Annotated in this window: 22 protein-coding genes; 10 read left to right on the top strand and 12 right to left on the bottom strand. The window is 65.7% G+C overall.

Features of this window, described 5'->3' with window-relative positions; genetic code table 11:
- The first annotated feature begins 51 nt into the window (after nt 1-51).
- The 3 genes from ABIA70_RS13000 to ABIA70_RS12990 all read left to right on the top strand — a co-directional run bounded on the left by ABIA70_RS13000 (nt 52) and on the right by ABIA70_RS12990 (nt 2,054).
- Nucleotides 52-414, top strand: coding sequence for a YegP family protein (locus ABIA70_RS13000; RefSeq protein WP_354147977.1), 363 nt, complete (start codon nt 52-54; stop codon nt 412-414).
- Between the two features lie 222 nt (nt 415-636).
- On the top strand, nt 637-1,188 hold the full coding sequence (locus ABIA70_RS12995) for an RNA polymerase sigma factor (protein ID WP_354147976.1): 552 nt from the start codon (nt 637-639) through the stop codon (nt 1,186-1,188).
- Nucleotides 1,185-2,054 carry a hypothetical protein gene (locus ABIA70_RS12990; RefSeq protein WP_354147975.1) on the top strand — a complete coding sequence of 290 codons (870 nt, stop codon included), beginning with the start codon at nt 1,185-1,187 and terminating at the stop codon, nt 2,052-2,054. The genes ABIA70_RS12995 and ABIA70_RS12990 overlap by 4 nt, the downstream gene beginning before the upstream one ends.
- A 54-nt stretch (nt 2,055-2,108) precedes the next feature.
- Here ABIA70_RS12990 and ABIA70_RS12985 read toward each other — a convergent pair whose 3' ends face one another.
- From ABIA70_RS12985 to acs, 4 genes are read right to left on the bottom strand one after another with little or no spacing between them, the layout of a single operon-like run.
- Nucleotides 2,109-2,603: a CoA-binding protein gene (locus ABIA70_RS12985; protein WP_354147974.1), complete on the bottom strand. Its 495-nt coding sequence runs from the start codon at nt 2,601-2,603 to the stop codon at nt 2,109-2,111.
- Nucleotides 2,600-3,958 (bottom strand): O-acetylhomoserine aminocarboxypropyltransferase/cysteine synthase family protein, encoded by a 1,359-nt coding sequence (locus tag ABIA70_RS12980; protein WP_354147973.1) that lies wholly within the window; start codon nt 3,956-3,958, stop codon nt 2,600-2,602. The genes ABIA70_RS12985 and ABIA70_RS12980 overlap by 4 nt, the downstream gene beginning before the upstream one ends.
- Nucleotides 3,958-5,163, bottom strand: coding sequence for a dimethylsulfone monooxygenase SfnG (sfnG, locus tag ABIA70_RS12975; protein WP_354147972.1), 1,206 nt, complete (start codon nt 5,161-5,163; stop codon nt 3,958-3,960). Before sfnG ends, ABIA70_RS12980 begins: the two co-directional genes overlap by 1 nt.
- Complete coding sequence (gene acs, locus ABIA70_RS12970; protein ID WP_354147971.1) at nt 5,160-7,373, bottom strand: acetate--CoA ligase; 2,214 nt, start codon at nt 7,371-7,373, stop codon at nt 5,160-5,162. The genes sfnG and acs overlap by 4 nt, the downstream gene beginning before the upstream one ends.
- A gap of 287 nt (nt 7,374-7,660) precedes the next feature.
- On the opposite strand from acs, the gene ABIA70_RS12965 reads away from it, so the two are divergent.
- A complete protein-coding gene (locus tag ABIA70_RS12965) occupies nt 7,661-8,086 on the top strand; it encodes a CoA-binding protein (protein WP_354147970.1) in 426 nt (141 codons plus the stop codon).
- 20 nt (nt 8,087-8,106) lie between these two features.
- On the opposite strand, the gene ABIA70_RS12960 is transcribed toward ABIA70_RS12965, so the two are convergent.
- Entirely contained in the window at nt 8,107-9,135 is a 1,029-nt protein-coding gene (locus ABIA70_RS12960) for an isopenicillin N synthase family dioxygenase (protein WP_354147969.1), read from the bottom strand.
- A 45-nt stretch (nt 9,136-9,180) separates the two neighbouring features.
- Between ABIA70_RS12960 and ABIA70_RS12955 the strand changes: the two genes are divergently transcribed.
- The 4 genes from ABIA70_RS12955 to ABIA70_RS12940 are packed head-to-tail and all read left to right on the top strand — an operon-like array spanning nt 9,181 to nt 10,798.
- Nucleotides 9,181-9,597, top strand: coding sequence for an MmcQ/YjbR family DNA-binding protein (locus ABIA70_RS12955; RefSeq protein WP_354147968.1), 417 nt, complete (start codon nt 9,181-9,183; stop codon nt 9,595-9,597).
- Entirely contained in the window at nt 9,590-10,132 is a 543-nt protein-coding gene (locus ABIA70_RS12950; RefSeq protein ID WP_354147967.1) for a DUF1990 domain-containing protein, read from the top strand. The genes ABIA70_RS12955 and ABIA70_RS12950 overlap by 8 nt, the downstream gene beginning before the upstream one ends.
- A 33-nt stretch (nt 10,133-10,165) precedes the next feature.
- Nucleotides 10,166-10,483, top strand: a complete 318-nt coding sequence (locus ABIA70_RS12945; protein ID WP_354147966.1) for a putative quinol monooxygenase — start codon at nt 10,166-10,168, stop codon at nt 10,481-10,483.
- 21 nt (nt 10,484-10,504) lie between these two features.
- Nucleotides 10,505-10,798 carry a DUF503 domain-containing protein gene (locus ABIA70_RS12940; RefSeq protein ID WP_354147965.1) on the top strand — a complete coding sequence of 98 codons (294 nt, stop codon included), beginning with the start codon at nt 10,505-10,507 and terminating at the stop codon, nt 10,796-10,798.
- A 79-nt stretch (nt 10,799-10,877) separates the two neighbouring features.
- On the opposite strand, the gene purL is transcribed toward ABIA70_RS12940, so the two are convergent.
- The 3 genes from purL to purS are packed head-to-tail and all read right to left on the bottom strand — an operon-like array spanning nt 10,878 to nt 14,210.
- Nucleotides 10,878-13,187, bottom strand: a complete 2,310-nt coding sequence (purL, locus tag ABIA70_RS12935; RefSeq protein WP_354147964.1) for a phosphoribosylformylglycinamidine synthase subunit PurL — start codon at nt 13,185-13,187, stop codon at nt 10,878-10,880.
- A complete protein-coding gene (purQ, locus tag ABIA70_RS12930; protein WP_354147963.1) occupies nt 13,184-13,957 on the bottom strand; it encodes a phosphoribosylformylglycinamidine synthase subunit PurQ in 774 nt (257 codons plus the stop codon). The genes purL and purQ overlap by 4 nt, the downstream gene beginning before the upstream one ends.
- 1 nt (nt 13,958) lies before the next feature.
- Nucleotides 13,959-14,210, bottom strand: a complete 252-nt coding sequence (purS, locus tag ABIA70_RS12925) for a phosphoribosylformylglycinamidine synthase subunit PurS (RefSeq protein WP_056631212.1) — start codon at nt 14,208-14,210, stop codon at nt 13,959-13,961.
- A gap of 259 nt (nt 14,211-14,469) precedes the next feature.
- On the opposite strand from purS, the gene ABIA70_RS12920 reads away from it, so the two are divergent.
- Nucleotides 14,470-14,667 (top strand): hypothetical protein, encoded by a 198-nt coding sequence (locus ABIA70_RS12920; protein WP_354147962.1) that lies wholly within the window; start codon nt 14,470-14,472, stop codon nt 14,665-14,667.
- Nucleotides 14,668-14,952: 285 nt separating this feature from the next.
- Nucleotides 14,953-18,084 carry a S8 family serine peptidase gene (locus ABIA70_RS12915; protein WP_354147961.1) on the top strand — a complete coding sequence of 1,044 codons (3,132 nt, stop codon included), beginning with the start codon at nt 14,953-14,955 and terminating at the stop codon, nt 18,082-18,084.
- Between the two features lie 58 nt (nt 18,085-18,142).
- Here ABIA70_RS12915 and ABIA70_RS12910 read toward each other — a convergent pair whose 3' ends face one another.
- From ABIA70_RS12910 to ABIA70_RS12895, 4 genes are read right to left on the bottom strand one after another with little or no spacing between them, the layout of a single operon-like run.
- Nucleotides 18,143-18,520 (bottom strand): serine protease inhibitor, encoded by a 378-nt coding sequence (locus tag ABIA70_RS12910; RefSeq protein ID WP_354147960.1) that lies wholly within the window; start codon nt 18,518-18,520, stop codon nt 18,143-18,145.
- A 14-nt stretch (nt 18,521-18,534) separates the two neighbouring features.
- Complete coding sequence (locus ABIA70_RS12905; RefSeq protein ID WP_354148308.1) at nt 18,535-19,476, bottom strand: 3-methyladenine DNA glycosylase; 942 nt, start codon at nt 19,474-19,476, stop codon at nt 18,535-18,537.
- On the bottom strand, nt 19,445-20,038 hold the full coding sequence (locus ABIA70_RS12900; protein ID WP_354147959.1) for a serine protease inhibitor: 594 nt from the start codon (nt 20,036-20,038) through the stop codon (nt 19,445-19,447). Before ABIA70_RS12900 ends, ABIA70_RS12905 begins: the two co-directional genes overlap by 32 nt.
- Nucleotides 20,039-20,082: 44 nt before the next feature.
- A complete protein-coding gene (locus ABIA70_RS12895) occupies nt 20,083-20,568 on the bottom strand; it encodes a MarR family winged helix-turn-helix transcriptional regulator (protein ID WP_354147958.1) in 486 nt (161 codons plus the stop codon).
- Nucleotides 20,569-20,627 lie beyond the last annotated feature (59 nt).

Here is a 20,627-nt window from a genome sequence, read left to right as displayed (position 1 = left end):
GGAGGCGAAGACGTCGCCGGAAGGTGGCCCCGCAGACCGGAAGGATTTGCCATGGCCGGGATGTTTGAAGTTTTTGTGGACGCCGATTCGCTGTTCAGGTTCAGGCTGATGGGGCCGGACGGAACCGTGATGGCTGTGTCGGAGGCGTTCGCTGACAAGCCGGCGGTGGCAGCCGGGATCGCGGCCGTGCGGGAGTGCGCCGGGACGGGGCTGGTCACGGACCTTTCACGCCCGGCCCCTTCCTCCGGAGCCGCGGCCCAGCCGGAGCTGGTAAACGCTCCCGCTGCGGTCCAGCCGAACTGCGACGAGCAGCGGGTTCCGGTGACCAGGCTCCGCCCCTTCGACCATGCCAAGGCGCCGCGGCGGCTGGCCCCTGCACCGCGCTGGATCGGAGCAGCACAGGCTCCCGCCTGAGGCCCAAAAAAGAATTTCAAAGTTTTTTGTGACCCGGCGTAACCCTTCGGCCCTTGCCAGCGATTACCCCTATGAAGAGCCGGTCTGGAACTTGTCCCCCATCATGTTCCAGGCCGGCCTTTTTGTCCCCCGGCCGCCACGTGTGGCGGCCTGCAGCAGGGTTACCGGAGGGTAAAGTTGGCGGGGCAAGCCCCGTCCCCCTCACCGAAAGCCCTGCGTCCCGTGACCGATGCTCTGACAGATGACGTTTTGCGTGTACGCGCGCGCGATCCGGAGCTGTTCACCATCGTGTACCGAACCTACGCGTCACAGGTCCTGGGCTACCTCACAGCCCGCGGAGTAGAAGATCCGGAGGCGGTAATGCAGGAAGTCTTCCTCGCCGTCCTGCCGCGGCTTGAGACGGTCACCGGTGGGGTTTCCGGGCTGCGCACATTTGTCTTTTCCGTGGCCCACGCCCGCATGGTTGATGATCACCGGCGGCAGCGCCGCACGCCTGTTGAGCTCTCGTTCGAACCGGACCTGGACCAGCGTGAGGACACGTCGGCTGAGGCTGAGGTCCTCCAACGGGTTTCCCCGCAGGAGGTCCTGGACCTGCTCAACGGGTTGCCGGACGATCAGCGGGAAGTTTTGTCCCTGCGCCTTGTCGGCGGCCTGACCGTCGAACAGGTCGCGGACGTCATGGGGAAGAGTACCGGTGCTGTAAAGCAGCTGCAGCGCCGCGCCCTGGTCAAACTCCGCGAGGAGTCCGCTGTAAAGGAATATGTGGTGCCATGACTTCGCCCCCCAGCCCGCTGCTTACCCGTTCCCTTGTCCGGACCGTGGACGACATGCTGATCGACGCCGGCGAGACCGATGCCAGGCTTCGCGCCGCGCTGCTCTCACTGGGTTCCCTCCGCTCCCTGCCGGTCCCCGAGCCCGGTGCTGAACTGGCAGCCATGCTCCTGTCCGGCCCGGCCCACGAGCTGGGCCACCGTCGCCTGCTCCGGCGCCACCGGAGCTCCGTGGTGGGACTTGCCGTGATCGCCGGGATGGGATTGGGCGTCACCGGAGTGGCTGCCAGCGGGTCCGTTCCGGACGGGTCCACGAACAGCTCCGTCCAGCAGATGCTGGCTGACTGGAGCCCCGCCTGGACCATTGCGGCAGCTCCGCTTGCCGTTCCGGCGGACGCCGGCCTCCCTGTGGAGTTGCAGGCTCCCGGGGACCAGACAAATGGCGATCAGGCAGTCGGGGACGGCGCTGCGGAACAGCCAGGCACTTCCGGCCTTGGAGCCGCCCAGCCCGGGAACCCGGGAGCCGGGGCGTCCCAGGCCGGGACGGGGCAGCAGGGCAACTCCGGTTCCGCCGGAAAAGGAAATGGAGCGGACGGCTCCTCGTCGAAAGCGAACGACGGCGGCTCAGCCGGCAATGCGGCGGGCGGCAACGGGGGCGGTACTGCTGCGAAGGATGCAGAGTCCGGGGAAGGCGGGGAACCGGGAGGCAAAGCCGGTTCTGACGCTGCCGCCGGTCAGGGCAAGGCAGGGAAGTCCGGCCCCGTCACCTCTACCGTGGAGGAAGCTGCCACCTTGCTTGCCACAACTGGAAAAACCGCGGCCGGAAAAGCTGACGCCGGCCAGATCTGGCTGAACAAGTTCAGCCGCTGACAACGCACCGGGCGCGAACGTGCGCCGGGAACGTGGTCAGCGGGGAAACTTCTGTCAGGAAAGCAGTTGCCGCTTCGAGGAGATCACGCCGGTATCGAAGCCGGCCAGGTGCAGGCCGCCATGGAACCGGGCATGCTCGATCTTCACACAGCGGTCCATCACCACGTTGAGCCCGGCAGCTTCAGCGTCCGCGGCCACTTCCTCATGCCACGATCCCAGCTGCAGCCACAGCGTCTTGGCACCGGCGGCAATGGTCTCGGCCAGGACACCCGGGAGATCATCGTGCTTGCGGAACACATCCACGATGTCCGGGCTCTCCGGAAGGTCCGCGAGGGTCGCGTACGTGGGCTGGCCAAGGATTTCCTTCACTACGGGGTTCACGAAATAGACCTTGTAGCTCGTAGAGGACTGCAGGTACGTCGCCACAAAGTAGCTCGCCCGCGACGGTTTGTCCGAGGCGCCCACGATTGCGATCGACTTGGCCTGCCGCAGCAGGTTCAGGCGATCCGGCGCGGACGGTCCGGTCCAGGTGCGTTCGGTGGTGCTCATGCGCTCGCTCCAATCGTGCAGGAATCCGCGGGTTCGGTGGCCGTGCCGCCCGCGGCGGTGGCCGTGCCGGTCGCCGCGGCCTCGGTCAGGGCCTGGTCAAGATCCCACAGGATGTCCTCGATGTCCTCAAGCCCCACGGAGATGCGGACCAGGTCCTCGGGGACCCCGGCGGACTCAAGCTGCTCGGGGCTCAGCTGCTGGTGCGTGGTGGATCCGGGGTGGATCACCAAAGTTCGGGAATCACCCACGTTGGCAAGGTGCGAGGCGAGCTGCAGCGCTTCGATGAACTTCTGCCCGGCCGCCCGGCCGCCCTTCACGCCGAAGGAGAACACGGAGCCCGGCCCCTTGGGCAGGTACTTCTTGGCACGCTCGAAATGCGGGTGCGAGGGGAGGCCGGAGAAGTTCACGTAAGCCACGCGCTCGTCCGCCTCAAGCCATTCCGCGACGGCCTGGGCGTTCTCGAGGTGTTCGTCAAGGCGCTGGGGCAGCGTTTCGACGCCCTGCAGCAGCTGGAAAGCCGACTGCGGGCTAAGTGCGGGGCCGATGTCGCGCAGCTGCTCGCAGCGGAGTTTGGTGAGGAACCCGTACTCGCCGAAGTTGCCCCACCAGGAGACATTGCCGTAGGAGGCCACGGGTTCGGTCATCGTGGGGAACTTCCCGTTGCCCCAGTCGAACCGGCCACTTTCCACAATTACGCCGCCGAGGGTGGTGCCGTGGCCGCCCAGGAACTTCGTGGCGGAGTGGATGACAATGTCGGCTCCGTGCTCGATCGGCCGCACGAGGTACGGCGTGCTCAAGGTGGCGTCGACCACGAGGGGGATGCCGGCGTCGCGCGCTACCTTCGCCAGCCCCTCCAGGTCCTGGACCTCGGAGGACGGGTTGGCCACCACCTCGACGAAGATCGCCTTGGTGTTCTCCCGGACCGCCGCTGCGTAGTCCGCCGGGTCGGTACCGGGAACAAAGGTGGTGTCCACGCCGAAGCGGCGCAGGGTCACGTCCAACTGGGTGACCGTTCCGCCATAGAGCTGGGATGCCGCGACGATGTGATCGCCGGACTGCGTCAGCGCCGCGAAAGTGATGAATTCGGCCGCCATGCCCGACGACGTCGCGACCGCCCCGATGCCGCCCTCCAGGGAGGCGATGCGCTCTTCGAACGCCGCGACCGTGGGGTTGCCGATCCGGGAGTAGATGTTGCCGTACTTCTGCAGTGCGAACAGGTTGGCGGCGTCCTGGGTGTCCTTGAACACGAAGGACGTGGTCTGGTAGATCGGCACCGCGCGGGCGCCGTGCTCGGCGTCGGGGGTGCCGCCGGCGTGCAGGGCGCGGGTGCGGAAACCAAACGTGCGGTCAGCCATTAGGCAGCCACCTCCACGGAAGCAACCGGTGTCCCGGAAAGGTCCAGCTCGGTGCCGTGCTTGCGGGCGAGGTCGGCTTCGAGCTCGCGGACGATCGGCAGGATGTCCGCACCGAATGCCGCAACTTCCTCCTGGAAGTGCAGGTAGCCGGTGAGGAACAGGTTCACGCCTATCTTCTTGTACGCCACAATCCGCTCGGCGATCTGCTCCGGGGTGCCGATCAGCTGGGTCTTGAAGCCGTCGTTGTACTGGACCAGGTCCTCGAAGCTGGAGTCGGCCCACATGCCCTTGCCGTCCTTGGTGGACGCGCCGGCTTCCTGGACGGCGTCGCGGAAGCCCTGGACTGCGGGCTTGTGCGCCTTCGCCACGATTTCGCGGAGGGTGTCCCGGGCTTCCTTCTCGGAATCCCGGGCGATGACGAAGCCGTTGAGCCCGAATTTGGGGGCGGACAGGGCGCCCTCGGTGCCGCGCTTGGTTTCCCGCCCGCTTTCTCCTGCGGAAGCGACTACGCCGGCGATGTTCTCCTTGAACCCTTCCAGGTCCTTGCCGTTGGAGAAGTACCAGTCAGCCACGCGGCCCGCGGTGGCCTGGGCCGCCGTCGAGTTGCCGCCGAAGAAGATCTCCGGGTGTGCACGGCCTGGAACGTCCACTGGAGCCGGGTTCAGGGTGAAGTCGGTGATGTTGTAGTACTTGCCGGACTGGCTGTACTCCTGCTCGGTCCAGAGGCCGCGGAGGACCTTGATGAATTCCTCGGTGCGCACGTAGCGTTCGTCGTGTTCCAGCCAGTCGAGGCCGAAGTTGGTGAACTCGTTCTTGAGCCAGCCGGAGACGATGTTCACGGCGGCGCGGCCGTTGGAGATGTGGTCCGCGGTGATGATGAACTTGGCCAGCACGCCGGGGTGCCACATGCCCGGGTGGACGGCGGCGATGACCTTGAGGCGCTCGGTGGCGGCCAGCAGGGCGAGGCTGAACGAGGTGGCCTCGTGCTGCTTGTCCGCACCGTAGGAGGCGGCATAACGGGTCTGGGTCAGCGCGTATTCAAAGCCGGAGTTCTCGGCGATCTGCGCGAGCTTCCTGTTGTAGTCGAAGTCCCAGCCGGTGCGCTGTTCGATGGTGGAGACCACCAGGCCGCCGGAAACGTTCGGCACCCAGTACGCGAACTTGAGCGGTTCGGAAAGACGGGCAACGTTGCTGATGTCATTCATGAATTTTCCTTTGCTAGGGTCCGCTCGCGCAGGACGTCCTGGATGCCGGCGATCGCCGGTTCGTTCTGGAGTGAGGTGGTATCGCCCAGGGCGGTCCCCTCGAAGAGCTGGGTCAGCAGCCGGCGCATGATCTTGCCGCTGCGGGTTTTGGGCACGTCCTGGACCACGACGACGTCGCGCGGCTTGGCGATGGGGCCGATCGCCTTCGCGACGTGGTTGCGCAGTTTTGCGTCGACTTCCCCGGAAACGCCGGATTTAAGAACCACAAACGCAACGATCGCGTGCCCGGTCTTCGCGTCCGCGACCGGGCAGACGCCGGCCTCCACCACGTCAGGGTGCGATACCAGGGCCGACTCGATCTCGATGGTGGACAGCAGGTGGCCTGAGACGTTCAGGGTGTCGTCCACGCGGCCCAGGATCCAGATGTCCCCGTCGGCGTCGTACTTGGCGCCGTCGCCGGCCAGGAACCAGCCCTGTTCCACGTACTTGCTCCAGTAGGAGTCGTAGTAGCGGCGCGGGTTTCCCCAGACGGTCCGCGCAATAGCCGGCCCGGGGGTGTCAACCACGATGAAGCCCTGGACGCCCGGCGGCACTGTCTTGCCGGCGTCGTCCACGATCCTGGTGCTGACGCCCGGCAGCGGGCGGGCAGCGCAGCCCGGTTTGAACTCGGTGTCGGTGGGGGCGGGAGAGAGGATGGTGGCGCCCGTCTCGGACTGCCACCAGGTATCCACCACCGGAGCCGTGCCGGCACCCACGTTCCGGCGCAGCCAGCGCCAGGCTTCCGGATTCACGGCCTCGCCCACGGTGCCCAGCATCCGGATGGAGGAGAGGTCGTAGGTGTCCGGCACGCCGTCCGGGAACCAGCCCATGAGGGAGCGGACCAGGGTGGGTGCGGTGTAGTACTGAGTCACGCCGTAGCGTTCGATGATCTCGAAGTGCCGGCCCGGATGCGGGGTGTTGGGGGTGCCCTCGAAGATCACCTGGGTCACGCCGTTGGAGAGCGGACCGTAGATCTCGTAGGTGTGCGCCGTGACCCAGGCCAGGTCAGCGGTGCACCAGTGCACGTCGCCGTCCCGCAGGGCAGGGTCCGGATTGCTGAACAGGTGCTCGAAGCTCCAGGATGCCTGCGTGAGGTAACCGCCGGAAGTGTGGACCAGACCCTTGGGCTTACCGGTGGTCCCGGAGGTGTACATGATGAACAGGGGAGTCTCGGCGTCGAACGCCTCCGCCTCGTGGACGTCCGGGGCGCGCCCGACGGCGTCATGCCACCATACGTCGCGGCCTTCGGCCATGTGCACGGTTGCCAGTTCGTCGGCGGGCGTGGTGCGGTTGACCACCAACACGTGCTCGATCGCGTTCTCACCGGCGACTGCCGCGTCAGCGTTGTCCTTGACCGGGACGGCAACGCCGCGGCGGTACTGGCCGTCCGTGGTCACCAGGAGCTTGGCCCCCGTGTCCTCCACCCGGAACTTCAGCGCCTCGGCGGAGAACCCGCCGAAGACCAGGGAGTGGATGGCGCCGATGCGGGCCACAGCGAGGGTGATGATGACGGTTTCGGGGATGACCGGGAGGTAGATGACCACCCGGTCGCCCTTGGTGATGCCGAGGTCCAGCAGGGCGTTGGCCGCCTTGGACACTTCGCGCTGCAGTTCCGCGTAGGTGATGGTGCGGCGGTCACCGGGCTCGCCTTCGAAGTAAAGGGCCACCTTGTTGCCGCGGCCGTTGGCCACGTGGCGGTCCACGCAGTTGTAGGCGACGTTGAGCCTGCCGCCTTCAAACCAGGTGATCTCGGGGCCTTTTCCGGCTTCTGCGTCGGCCGGGATGCGGCGGTGCGCCGTGTGCCAGGGTTTGCCGTCAGGGTTTTGTGCGTTTGGGGCCCAGTCCAGGCGGAGGGCCTGCTCTTCCCAGAAAGCCACGTTGTCCTGGATTGCCGGCTGGGCTACCGGAGCGGTGGCTGTTGTGGTGCTGCTGTGACGGGCCGGCCCGCCGGACGGTTCGCCGTGCACAGCGACGTCCTGCAGCCCGGTCGAGGACCATCCCGATGGGCTATTGGCGGGGCCGGCCGCGTCACGCAGCCCTGCTCCGATCGCCGTCGCGTTCGAAGTGGTGTGGGGGGAGTCCGCTGGCACGCCGGAAGAGGCCGTGGTGGCGGTACCCGGGGTGGAAGTCGGGGTCAAAAAGGGCGTGGCAGGATAAATCTCCGGGGTCATGGGTATGCTCCATCGATCCTGGCGGTAGCACCCTGGCAGTTGATTAAGGATGGTCGCCTTAACTTTGCTGCCTTGACGACGGCAAGCGTCGCCCAGGGATGCTGCGGCGTCATAGATCCAGGTCTCTCGGCCGCTCGGGATGGTCACTACCACTACAGCTGAGTCGCATGGTCCACGCCAAATGCCGCGTTGTGGGAGCGTAATATTCGTTCATCCCGGCAATGGCCATGCCGGATCATTCAATTATTCGGCGATGAGGTGGAGGATTCGCGATGTAGTCTTGCATCATGGCCCACGTCAACGATCCAGCCGTTTTAGAGCGCCTTATGCGAAACAAAGGGCGGTGGGCCATCGTCGGCCTGACCACCAATGAATGGCGTGCTGCCTACGATACGTCCCTGTTCATCCGGGACAGGCTGGGCATGGAAATCATCCCCGTCAACCTGCCGGGGGATGCTGTCCACGGCGAAACCGGGTACCGGACACTGGCCGAGATTCCGGCGGAAAAGCATCCCCTCGACGTCGTTGACTGCTTTGTGAACTCGCAGAAGGTCGGGGCCGTGGTGGACCAGGCGATCGCTGTTGGAGCCAAGGCGGTGTGGCTGCAGCTCGGCGTCATAGACGAGGATGCCGTTGCACGGGCAAAGGCTGCCGGCCTGGATGTTGTGATGAACGTTTGCCCCGCCCAGCAGGCCTGGAAATACAACCTCTGAACGGTGCTGTGCCCCGGAAATCAGCCCTTCATGAGCTCCGGGTAGTGGCGCTCCGTGACGTCCGGGTGGGCCCGCATCCGGCCTTTGAGCATGTTCATGCCGAATGAGGCGAGCATCGGATTGGACGGATCGTCCGACATGCCCCGCGCCTGTGCCTTGAGTTCGGGCGGCAGGGGGACGGGGTCGATCACGGCGTCCAGCCTCGGGGACCAGAAAAAAGGTACGGAGTAGCGGTCCACGCCGGGCGGCGGCGCCTTGACCCGGTGGATGGTGGCGGCCAGGTAGCCTTCCGTGGCCACCTCCAGCATTTCTCCCAGATTCACCACCAGGGCTCCCGGAATGTAGTCCACCTCCACCCACTCGCGCGCCCCTGGCGGCAGGACCTCCAGCCCTCCCACTTCGTCCTGGAGCAGGAGGGTGACGAAGCCATAGTCTGCGTGCGATCCCACACCCTGCTCACCGGCCTCCTCAACCACGCCTCCGACGTAGTGCACAAGCTTGCCCATCCAGGCCGGTTGGTCACCGAAAGGCTCGTCGAAGTGGTCCTCCGGCAGCCCCAGGGCAACGGCGATGCCGCGGAGCAGTTCCATGCCCACTGAGGACATCAGGTCCGCCCAGGCCATGGCGGCGGTTTTGAGTTCGGGCAAGGACTCGTCAGGCCACAGGTTATGGCCCTGGAGCAGCCAGTACGGCTGGTCCGCCGGGTAGTCCGGGATGGGGTCGCGCTCGGGGGAATAATCGATCTGCTCGCGCGCGTCCGCCCGTCCCTGGGTGACTTCCGTGCCCATCCGGGTGTAGCCGCGGAAGTGGGGTGACAGCCGGTTGTCCAGCTTCATCCGCTCCTCAAGCGGCAAGTCGAAGAAGCGTTTGATGAGGCCCAGGAGCTCCTCGGCCTGGCCGGGCGCTGCACCGTATCCCGTGATCTGGAAAAAACCTACGTTGTGGGCGGCGTCCCGCAGCTGGTCGATGAATTCCGGGCTGAAGGGACCGTAGGGCTGACGCGCGGTGCTCAGGTCCAGAACAGGGATGGTGGCCTGGTCAGGTGACATCTTCGCAGACTAGCACCGCCGCCAACGGCTTTGTAGGCTCACAGGATGGAACCAGCTGAGCTCAGGGAGATCTGCCTTTCTTTTCCCGGCGCCTACGAAGATTTTCCCTTCGGACCGGAGACCTCGGTTTTCAAGGTGCGGGCGGCTGTAGGCGGCACCCGGCATGAGGCGAAGATGTTCGCCTCGTCCACCCTGGATGCGGACGACTTTTCCGTGAGCCTCAAATGTGAGCCCGCGCTGGCCGAGCAGCTCCGCGCCGCCCACCCCGGGATCACCGGGGCCTGGCACATGAACAAGACCCACTGGAACGGTGTGAGGCTCGACGGTGCCCTCCCTGACTCCATGGTCCGGGACATGGTGGAGGACTCCTACGACCTGGTGGTGGCCAGCCTGAGCCGGAAGCAGCAGGAGCAGCTGGGCTGGGCGCGGCTGTCTGCATCCCGGGAGGGCTCCGTTGACTGAAAAGCGTCTGGTCGGCGGCCGCCTCGATTACCCGGGTGTCGGGGCCACGGAGAACGGGCGTCCACCGGAGGGGTATCCCAGCCAAGTGGTCCAGGCCTATCTTGGCGACGGGCCGGCGCTGTACCGCAGGGTGGCGCAGGGAATCCTGACCTGGGAGCTGCAGCGCCGGTCGGGGCTGCGCGTCCGGGCGGAGTCCGACGTCGTCCGGCCGGGAACGCGCGTGGTGAGCGGATTCGGCGTCGGGCCTTTCCGGATCAACGCCCCCTGCGAAGTGGTGTGGGTGCGGCGGCCGGTACCTGGTGACGGTCCGCAGTCGGCGGGCTTCGGCTACGGCACACTGCCCGGCCATCCGGCGCGGGGTGAGGAAGCGTTTGAGGTGGAGATTGACGCCACCGGTCGGGTGTTCCTGAAGATCACGGCCTTCAGCAAGCCGGCCAACTGGTTCTACCGCGTCGGTGGCCCGGTGACCAGGGCGGCGCAGAGGCACGTCACGTCGCGATACCTTGAAGGGGCACGCCAACTCGCCGCAGGCTGAACAGGCCCTATCCCGGAAACGAACGGAAATCCCATGATCTTCATCGTCGTCAAATTCAAGGTCAAACCCGACTGGTCCGAGCGCTGGCTCGGCCTCGTCGACGGGTTCACCCAGGCCACCCGGCAGGAGCCCGGCAACCTGTGGTTCGACTGGTCCCGCAGCGTGGAGGACCCCCACGAGTTTGTCCTGGTGGAAGCCTTCAAGGACGACGCCGCCGCGGACCACGTCAACAGCCCGCACTTCAAGCAGGCCATGGCGGACATGCCCCAGGCCCTGGCCGAGACCCCGCAGATCATCAGCCGCCAGCTCGACGGCGACGGGTGGGACCGGATGGGCGAGCTCACCATCTGACCCCGTGGTTACGATGGGGACATGTGGATCGGCTGGATTGAGTTCGACATCCTCCTCGGCGATGTCCAGAGCCTGAAGGAGAAACGCTCCGTCATCAGGCCGCTCTTGGCCGAGGTCAAGCGCCGGTTCGATGTGTCTGTCGCTGAAGTAGGCGGCCACGAACAGTACCGGCGCTCGCAGGTGGGCGCGGGCCTGGTGGCAGCAGACCGGGCGCACCTCATGGAGGTGCTCACCGCCGTCGAACGCTTCGTGGCGAACCGGCCCGAATTTGAGTTGCTCAGTTCACGTCAGCGGGAGCTCCACAGCGAAGATTAAAGCAACGCGGGGTCACTCCACGCCCAATCCCGGAGGATTATCGGGCGAGGAGTGACCCCGCGTTGCTCTTGGGGAAGGGCTAGCCGAAGTACTTCGGCAGCGTCGCCTCGTGGGCTTCGCGGAGGGCATCGAGGGACAGGGTGTCCACGCCGTTGATCTCCAGCTCGCCGCTGGCCGCGTCCACTACACCGATGCGGGTGTGGGCGAAACCGCGGGCCGTGCACATGTCCGTAAACCGGATCTCCTCCGAGCGGGGCACACCAACAATGGCGCGGCCCTGGGTTTCGGAGAACAGGGCCGTGAACAGGTCAACGCCGTCACGGTCCATGACATCCTGCAAAGCGATCCGGGCACCCACACCGTAGCGCAGCGAGGACTCAACCAGGGCTGCCGCGAGGCCGCCTTCGGAGAGGTCGTGAGCGGAATCGACCATGCCGTCGCGGGACGCGTTGATCAGGATTTCACCCAATGCGCGCTCTGCGGCGAGGTCAACCTTGGGCGGCAGTCCGCCGAGGTGGCCACGCATGTTTGCCCACTCGGAGCCGTCCAGTTCAGCCGCGGTCGTGCCCAGCAGGTAGATGGCCTGGCCATCCTCACGCCAGCCCGACGGCGTGCGGCGGGCGACGTCGTCGAGCTTTCCGAGAACTGCCACCACAGGGGAGGGGTGGATGGGCGTGGTGCCCGTCTGGTTGTAGAGCGAAACGTTGCCGCCGGTGACCGGGATGCCCAGCACCATGCAGGCGTCGGACAGGCCGCGGATGGCCTCGGCGAGCTGCCACATGACGTCCGGGTCCTCGGGGGAGCCGAAGTTCAGGCAGTCGCTGACGGCCATGGGAACGGCACCGGAGGTGGCCACATTGCGGTACGCCTCGGCCAGCGCCAGCTGTGCACCGTGGTATGGGTCAAGGAAGGTGTAGCGTCCGTTGGCGTCGGTGGCCAGGGCAACGCCCAGGCCGGTTTCCTCGTCCACGCGGACCACGCCGGCATCGTCCGGGTACGCCAGGGCGGTGTTGCCGCCGACATAGCGGTCGTACTGGTTGGTGATCCAGTCCTTGCTGCACATGTTCGGCGAGGAAATGAGTTCGGTGACAGCAGCTGCCAGCGCCGGGGCGGACGAGGGACGGCCGGCGTCCTGGACGGAGCCGGTGAAGGTGTCCGCCTGGAGGGAGTCCTGCCACTCGGGGCGGGCAAACGGGCGGTCGTAGACCGGTCCGTCGTGGGCCACGGTGCGGGGGTCAACGTCCACGATCACCACGCCGTCCCAGGTGATGATCAGGCGGCCGGTGTCAGTGACCTCGCCGAGCCAGGAGTACTCCACGGCCCATTTGTCCATGACCGCTTCGAAAGCAGCGATGTTCTCCGGGGTGACCACGGCCATCATGCGTTCCTGCGACTCCGACATCAGGATTTCGCCCGGGGTCAGGGTGGGGTCGCGAAGCAGGACGGAGGTCAGCTCAACTTCCATGCCGCCGTCGCCGTTGGAGGCCAGTTCCGAGGTGGCGCAGGAGATGCCTGCGGCGCCGAGGTCCTGGATGCCTTCAACGAGCGAGCCCTTGAACAGCTCGAGGCAGCACTCGATCAGGACCTTCTCGGCGAAGGGGTCGCCCACCTGGACGGCGGGGCGCTTGGACGGCTTGGTGTCGTCGAAGGACTCGGAGGCGAGCACCGAGGCGCCGCCGATGCCGTCACCGCCGGTGCGGGCACCGAACAGCACCACCTTGTTGCCCTTGCCCGAGGCGTTGGCCAGGCGGATGTCCTCGTGGCGCATAACGCCGACAGCCAGTGCGTTGACCAGCGGGTTGCCCTGGTACACGGAGTCGAAGACCATTTCGCCGCCGATGTTGGGCAGGCCAAGGGAGTTACCGTAGCCGCCGATGCCGGCAACAGCACCGTGCATGACGCGGGCGGTGTCCGGGTGGTCGATGGCGCCGAAGCGGAGCGGATCCATCACAGCCACGGGGCGGGCGCCCATGGAGATGATGTCGCGGACAATGCCGCCGATGCCGGTCGCCGCACCCTGGTAGGGCTCCACGAACGACGGCGAGTTGTGGGACTCGATCTTGAACGTCACGGCCCAGCCGTCGCCCAGGTTGGTGACGCCGGCGTTTTCGCCGATGCCCACCAGCATGTCCTTCTTCATTTCCTCGGTCACCTTGTCGCCGAACTGGCGCAGGTGGTTCTTGGAGGACTTGTAGGAGCAGTGCTCGCTCCACATGACCGAGTACATGGCGAGCTCGGCGCCGGTGGGGCGGCGGCCCAGGACCTTGACTACTTCGTCGAACTCGTTCTGCTTCAGGCCCAGTTCGGCCCAGGGAAGCTCGGTGTCCGGCGTCTTGGCGGCGTTTTCGACGGTGTCGATGTTGAACTTCTTGGTGGTTTCCGTGGTCACTTGGCGCCTCCCACAATCTTGTTCAAAACGGAGGTGAAGAAACCCAGGCCATCGGTATCGGACCCGCCGATGCCGTCCAGCGACTGCGGGCCGAAGCCCACCTCCACGGCGTGCTCGGGGTGCGGCATAAGGCCCACCACGTTGCCGGCGGCGTTGGAGATGCCGGCGATGTCGCGGCGTGAGCCGTTGGGGTTGAAGCCGACATAGCGGAACACCACGCGGCCTTCGGCCTCGAGGCCGTCCAGGACCTTCTCGTCGGCGATGTACTGGCCGTCCTGGTTCTTCAGCGGAACGGTGATTTCCTGGCCTGCCTCGTAGTCCAGGGTCCAGGCGGTGTTGCTGTTTTCCACGCGCAGGACCTGGTCGCGGCACATGAACTTCAGGTGGTCGTTCTTGATCATGGAGCCGGGCAGCAGGTGCGATTCGGTCAGGATCTGGAAGCCGTTGCAGATACCCAGTACGGGCAGCTTGGCGTCGGAGTTGGCGGCGTCGATGATTTTGGACATCAGCGGCGCGAAACGGGCAATAGCACCGGCGCGGAGGTAATCTCCGTAGGAGAAACCGCCGGGAATCACGACGGCGTCCACGTCACCGAGGGTGGTGTCGGCGTGCCAGAGCGGCACCGCGGTGCCGCCTGCGAGCCGGACTGCACGGGCGGCGTCGCGGTCGTCCAGTGTGCCGGGGAAGGTGACGACGCCGATCCGGGCGCCAGCGAGCCGCGGCTCGGCGGCGACGGCGACTGCCTCGCCGATCAGGGGGAGTTCAGTCATCTCAGGCCTCGACGACCTCGACGTTGACGACGTCCTCGATCACCGGGTTGGACAACAGGGTTTCGGCTGCCTCGCGGGCCTGGGCCAGGATTGCGTCGGTCACCTCGCCGTCGACCGTCAGTTCAAAACGCTTGCCCTGACGGACAGAGCTAAAGCTGGTGAAACCCAGGCGGGGGAGTGCACCCACGATGGCCTTCCCCTGCGGGTCCAGAATCTCGGGCTTGGGCATGACGTCAACAACGATCCGGGGCATCCGGCAACTCCTGTGCGTGAGCATTGGGTAAGGGCGCAGCGGAGTCACGCCGTCTTACGCCGTTCCAGAGGTGAAGATTGCTGTTTGCAACAGTGTGGACGGGCGCTCCGCGAGCTTGCTATCCCATTCTACCGGCCGGAGCGCTTGACCCCGTATTTCGGTGGGCTCCGTCACCGTCATCACTTTGGGGGCCCTCCTCAACGAGTGGAGAACGACGGCGGCTATGGCACTGCGGGTGCAGCGTCACTAGGATGGCGGAATGGCTGAGAAATCGAAATCCGTGCTGTTGCCGTTCGTCGCCGCGGCGGTATTCGCCGGGCTGGGCAGGATGGTCTTCCAGAAAATCCTTGCGGACAAGGCGGCGCGGGAAAACCGCGTGGCCGGTCCCGTGGACGAAAAGACCCGCCAGTGGATCAGCGACGTCGTCCGCACGCCACGCGAGGCTCCGCGCGAGTAGAACCTCCTGCACACCGGCTCACTAAGGGCGCTCCCGTCAAGGGGAGTGCCCTTTTTCGTGCGACGGCGCAGGCGCTATCGCCGGAATGAAGCGGCCGCGCCTCCGCCCGTATGACGGCACCGAAAACACGTTCTGTGTCCTATGTCATATTGAGCTATCAGTCTGTACTGTGTGAATACGCTGGTCTCACCGTATTACAGGACCTGTAATACGCCTGTGCCGTTCCAGCTGCTTCAGACCGGCAACGTGGCCGGCCCGTTTTCCTCGTGAAAGGTGCAGTCGCTCGTGAAATCAACTGAAAAGAGCCCCGTACGGGGCGGGGGACTGAGGAAGGCGACGGCATTGGCCGTGGGCCTTCCGCTGCTCCTCACCTCGCTGGCGATGAGCCCCGCTACCGCGGCGCCCGCCGGTCAGGACACGGCAATAGCCGCCAGGAACACTGCAGCCACAGTGTTCAAAGACGGCAAGTACATTGTGGTCCTTGCGGCCAAGGCCGCTGCGGCCTACGAAGGAGAGACCCCCGGTCTGGGTGCTACAAAGCCACAGAACGGCCGCAAGCTCGATGCGGGCAGCCCCAATTACCAGGCCTACGACGCCCACCTTCGCAAGGTACAGAGCGAGGTCGCCGCGGAGCAGGGGGTGACGCCGTCGAAGCAGTTCACGGCTGCCCTTAACGGTTTCACGGCCGAGCTGACCGCAGCCCAGGCAACCGGGCTGGCCAAGGACGACCGTGTACTGACCGTTGCTCCCGACGTCGAAAATACTCCCGACTACACCACCAACGACTTCCTGAAGCTCACCGGAGCGCAGGGTGCGTGGGCAACCCGGTTCGGCGGGGAGCAGAACGCCGGTAAGGGTGTTGTGGTGGGTGTGATCGATTCAGGGTATGCGCCGGACAACCCGTTCCTGCAGGGTGAGCCGGTCCAGCCGCTCAGCGGAAATGCCCAGGTGGGAGTGCCCTACCGCAGCAGCGAGGGCAAAATCGCCATGCTCAAAGCTGACGGCACCACCTTCGAAGGCGAATGCCAGAAGGGCACGGGGACCGGCGCTGCGTTCGACGGAACCCTGTGCAATTCCAAGGTTGTGGGCGCACGCTATTTCGCTGATTCCTTCCTGAAGTATGTGGCCCCGGAACACCGCGCGCCGGAGGAACTGATTTCCCCGGTTGACGTGGGAAGCCATGGCACCCACACCGCCACCACAGCTGCCGGCAACGCCAATGTGGAGCAGGTGCTCGACGGCGTGAGCTTCGGCAAGAGTTCAGGTGTTGCACCTGCGGCCAAAGTGGCCGTCTACAAGATCTGCTGGGAGGACGACAACCCCGCTACCGGCGGCTGCTACTCGTCAGCCTCCATCGAGGCAATCGACGCTGCCATCAAGGACGGTGTTGACGTGCTGAACTATTCGATATCCGGCAACACGGACAGCACCACCGATCCTGTGGCACTGGCATTCCTCAACGCAGCCGCAGCCGGCGTCTTTGTCTCCGCCTCCGCAGGAAACTCCGGCCCGACTGTCTCCACGGTTAACCATGCTTCCCCCTGGCTGACCACCGTTGCGGCGTCCACGTTCCCCAGCGACCTGCTGGGAACCGTGAAAGTCTCGGACGGCACCCTGTACCGCGGCGCCTCCATCATGAAGACCGAAGTTGCTGACAAGCCGGTGGTCGTCGCCGCCGCTGCAGCAGCAGCGGGCGTCACCAACGCCAACCTCTGCGGCCCAGGCAGCCTGGACCCCGCGATGGTCGCCGGCAAGGTTGTGGTCTGTGACCGCGGCGTGGTGGACCGTACAGCCAAGAGCCAGGAGGTCATGGACAGGGGCGGCGTGGGCATGATCCTGGTGAACCTCGGCAACAGCTCCGAGGACGCCGACAACCATGTCCTTCCCACGGTCCACGTCAACGCCCCCAAGAGCCTTGAACTCAAGTCCAAGCTGGCTGCCAACACGGCGCTCACGGTCAGCCTCGTCAAGGGCGACCTCACCGGAGACCCGCAGTCTCCGGCCCCGCAGGTGGCAGGGTTCTCCTCCAGAGGCCCCAGCCTGGCATCCGGCGGTGACCTCCTGAAGCCGGACATTTCGGCCCCCGGCGTCAACGTCCTGGCCGGCGTATCCACGATCGGAAACGACGGCGACCAGTTCGGATTCATGTCCGGCACGTCCATGGCAGCTCCACACATTGCCGGCTTTGGTGCCCTGGTACTCAGCAAGCAGCCGAAGTGGAGCCCCGCGACGGTCAAGTCCGCGATGATGACCACGGCCTACCCACTGCTAAATGCAGACGGAACCCCGAATATGGATCCGTTCGCGGGCGGCGCAGGCCACATCGATTCCCTGCGCGTGCTCGATCCGGGCCTTGTCTACGACTCCGGCGTCAAGGACTGGCTGGCATTCCTCAACGGGCAGGGTCTGGACACGGGAGCACCGCAGGCCGGAACCATTGCGGCACGCGACCTGAACCTTCCGTCCATCGCACTCGGCAGCCTGGTGGGCGAAGTAACGGTCAAGCGCCAGCTCACCGCACTGGTTCCCGGACTGTACCGTCCGGAAGTCACCATGCCGGGGGTCAGCGTCCAGGTGGAGCCCAAGGTGCTGAACTTCTCCAAGGCAGGCCAGACCCGTGAGGTCACCCTGACCATCCGGAATGTCAGCGCACCCGTGGGCAAGTTCACCAGCGGCACACTGACGTGGAAGGGCCCGCGTACCGTCAGCTCGCCCATCGCCGTCCGGCCCGTTGATGCGCAAATCGCTCCGTCCTTCTCCTTCAGCTCAGTGACCGGGACTGGCAGCGGAACCATGGATCTGGTGTCGGGCTCTGACGGGCCGATCGGTGTAGCGGTGGAAGGCCTGGCACCGGTAAGCCAGACGGCCATCACGAAAACCCCCGGCGCCCTCCGGGCCACGAACGACGAACACAACGCCTTGCTCCGGGTGACCGTTCCGGAGGGCGCCACGTTCGCCCGCCTCGGCATTCAGGCCGAGACGAACGACGTCGACTGGGACATGCTGGTTTATGCGCCCAACGGCACGGGCGGCCTGGTGCAAACCCAGGTGGCTACGGCTGCAGCAAGCGAGTTCCTGGACCTTGAGTCACCCCGGGCAGGGACCTATTACATCGTGGCGAACCTGTATGCCTCGCCGAACGATGGGCCGGCCAAAGCCGCAGTCCAGGCGGTCTCATTCAAGGGTGATGCCGGGAACCTGACGGTCAATCCGAATCCGATCCTGGCACCCAACGGAACGGCCACGGCGGCCACGCTCAACTGGACTGGACTCACAGACGGTACGTACGCGTCCCGGCTCAGCCTCGGTGAGAACGGCATCAGCACCTGGATCAACGTGAACGTCGGTCCGGCGACGGCGGGGTCCCCGGCAGGTGCCCCTCCGATGGCATCGGTGGCTGCCGTCCCCACCTCGTAGGGGGCAGTGCCCGGAAGTTAGATGAGGCGTCCCGGTCAGCTGAGCTGGCCGGGACGCCTCATGTCCAGGAACTGGCGGTTGCGCCGGCTGTGCCGCCCAAAAGTGGGGCCAGGGCCTTCCAGCGGGCAATCTCGCACCCGTCCGTCCTTTGGAACTTCGCGTTGACCTCCCGGCCATGGAAGGTCCCGGTGACCAGCGCAACCTGCGGTCCGCCGTACTGCTGCGTGCAGAGTTTCGGCGGTCCTGGAAGTGGAAAGAAGATGTCCTGCCCGTACCGCTCCAGCGCTGCCAGTGCGGCGTCCGGATCCGGCAGGGTGGATCCGTCCATCACCCGGCCGGCGTCTGCGACCAGCCGGAACCGGTATTCGTCGGCGTCCGGTTCCTCCCTGAGCCTGATGGTCAGGTCTATGGGGTGCGTTCGTTCCACGCTTTCCATTTCATCCCTTCAGATCACTGCATGTTCAATGTTCCCAGCAGCGCCAATGCGTGTGCGAGGCGGCCGCGAAGCGCCGCAGCCTCGGCCGCGAAGGAGCGCTGATGTTCCACGTAGGCGGCCTTGCCGTCCGGAGTCTCAATCCTGATGGCGGGATAGCCCCAATCCTCAAGGTCATAGGGGGATGCCTGCATGTCCATGGCCCTGATCCGCCACGACAGCTCAAAACAGTCCATCACCAGTTCGCTGGGCAGGGCCGGCAGGAGCTTGTACGCCCACTTATAAAGGTCCATGTTCGCGTGCAGGCATCCCGGTTGTTCCATGTGCCGCTGGTTCTCGCGGGTGGGCGCCAGTTCATTGCGCGGGATCGCGTCCGGAGTGTAGAAGCGGAACGCATCGAAGTGTGAACACCTGATGCGGTTGTCCTCCACCACCTTGTCCGTTCCGTCGGAGCCTAGCCTCAGCTTCAGGTACTCGTGACGCAGATCGAACTTGTCCTGGCGGTAGACCATGGCCCATTCATGCAGCCCGAAGCAGCCGAACTGGGCCGGCCGCGCCGCCGTGCCGCGGAGAATGATGTCTGCAAAGGCAACGGCGTCCTGCCTGTCGGCCAAGAAATTGTGGCGGTCAAAGGTGACCGCGACGCTGCCCGGCGGCAGACCGACCGAGGCGAGTTCGCCGTCGTCGAGCTTTCTGTAGTGCTTCCAGCTTGTGCGGGCAATGGCAGGCTCACCTGAAAGGACGACGCCGGCGCCTGGGTGCCACCGCAAGAGCTGGCCCGGCTTTTGCGTGTAGTACGTGAAGAGGAAGTCCTCTACGGGGTGCTTTTTGCCGGCCGAGCGGCGGGCGAGATAAGGATCGGCGTAACGGCGGACGCGCTGTGCGTGGGCGGCTTCACGCTCACTCCAGGCCTCGGCCGCCAGCAGTCTAAGCTGCTCCACCGCTGCCGCCCAGAACATCCTGGGCGGCATTCCAGGCGCTGATTTCGCAGCCGTTGGTGCGGGCGAACGTGGCATCCACGGGCGTCTCGTCCACAATTCCCGTGACAGTGGCCTGCTGCGGTCCGCCGTACTGCTCCGTGCACACCCGCGGCGCGCCCTTGGCATCCGGGCTGAGGAGGGCGGCGTTATTTTTCAGGGCGGCGCACGCAGCCTCCGGTTTGGGGTGCTTGCTTTCCGCAACAGGAAGGCCGTCGCGGCAGACCAGGGTGTAGTTCAGGGCAGTTTCCGTGGGGGAGGGGTTGACCGTGATGGAAAGCTCGGCATTTCCCGTCCCGGGTCCCGCAGTCGGGGCCGGGGGTGCCGACGGCGACGGCGCCGGAATGGAGGTTTCCGTGTCCGGAGCGGGGACGTCGGAGGTGCCCGCGGGGGGACTGACGGACGAGCCGGCTGTGCTGGCGGACGACGGGGCGGTGCTTGGGGCGTTGCCGCCAGGGGTGGCGGAGCACGCGGCGAGCCCGGCCACGGCCAGGGCAGCCAGCAAGGGCCCAAGTGTCCGCGGCCGTCCTGTTCGCAAGCGCATGAACCCTCCTAGGTTGCTGCCATTTTACGCCCCTGGCAGGATCTTCAGGATTCGGCCACGGGGTCCAGGTTGCCTCCAGAGGTAGCGGCAATGAGTCCCATCATGGACCTGTGAAGTTCGCTTACCTGTTCACGGGTCAGTCCCAGCCGCTCCATCATGGTGCCCGGGACGGCGAGGGCCTGCTGGCGCAGCGCTGCCCCGGCAGGTGTCAGGCCAACGGCAAGGGTACGTTCGTTTCCGTCCACCCGCTGGCGGGTGAGGAATCCGGCCTCCTCGAGCCGGCGAAGCAACGGCGAGATAGTGGCGGGCGCCTGCGCCAGGGCGTCACTGATGCTGCGCAGGGTGCGGGGCGCCGATTCCCAAAGGCACAACATCACCAGATACTGCGGGTGGGTCAGCCCGAGTTTTTCCAGCACCGGCTTGTACGCGCCCACCACACTTCTCGAGGCCACGGTCAGGGCAAAGCACAGCTGCTGTTCCAGCAAGAGGTCATTGTCCTGGTGCCGGCCAGCGCCGGTTATGGCAGTCATCACGGTCCTCCAGATACTTAGTGCACGAACTGTTAGCGTACACTGGACGAAGGAATCCG

Source organism: Arthrobacter sp. 754 (assembly GCF_040548695.1).
Lineage (GTDB): Bacteria > Actinomycetota > Actinomycetes > Actinomycetales > Micrococcaceae > Arthrobacter.
The sequence above is the reverse complement of the archived record's forward strand: the minus strand, read 5'-3'. Positions and strand labels throughout refer to the sequence as shown.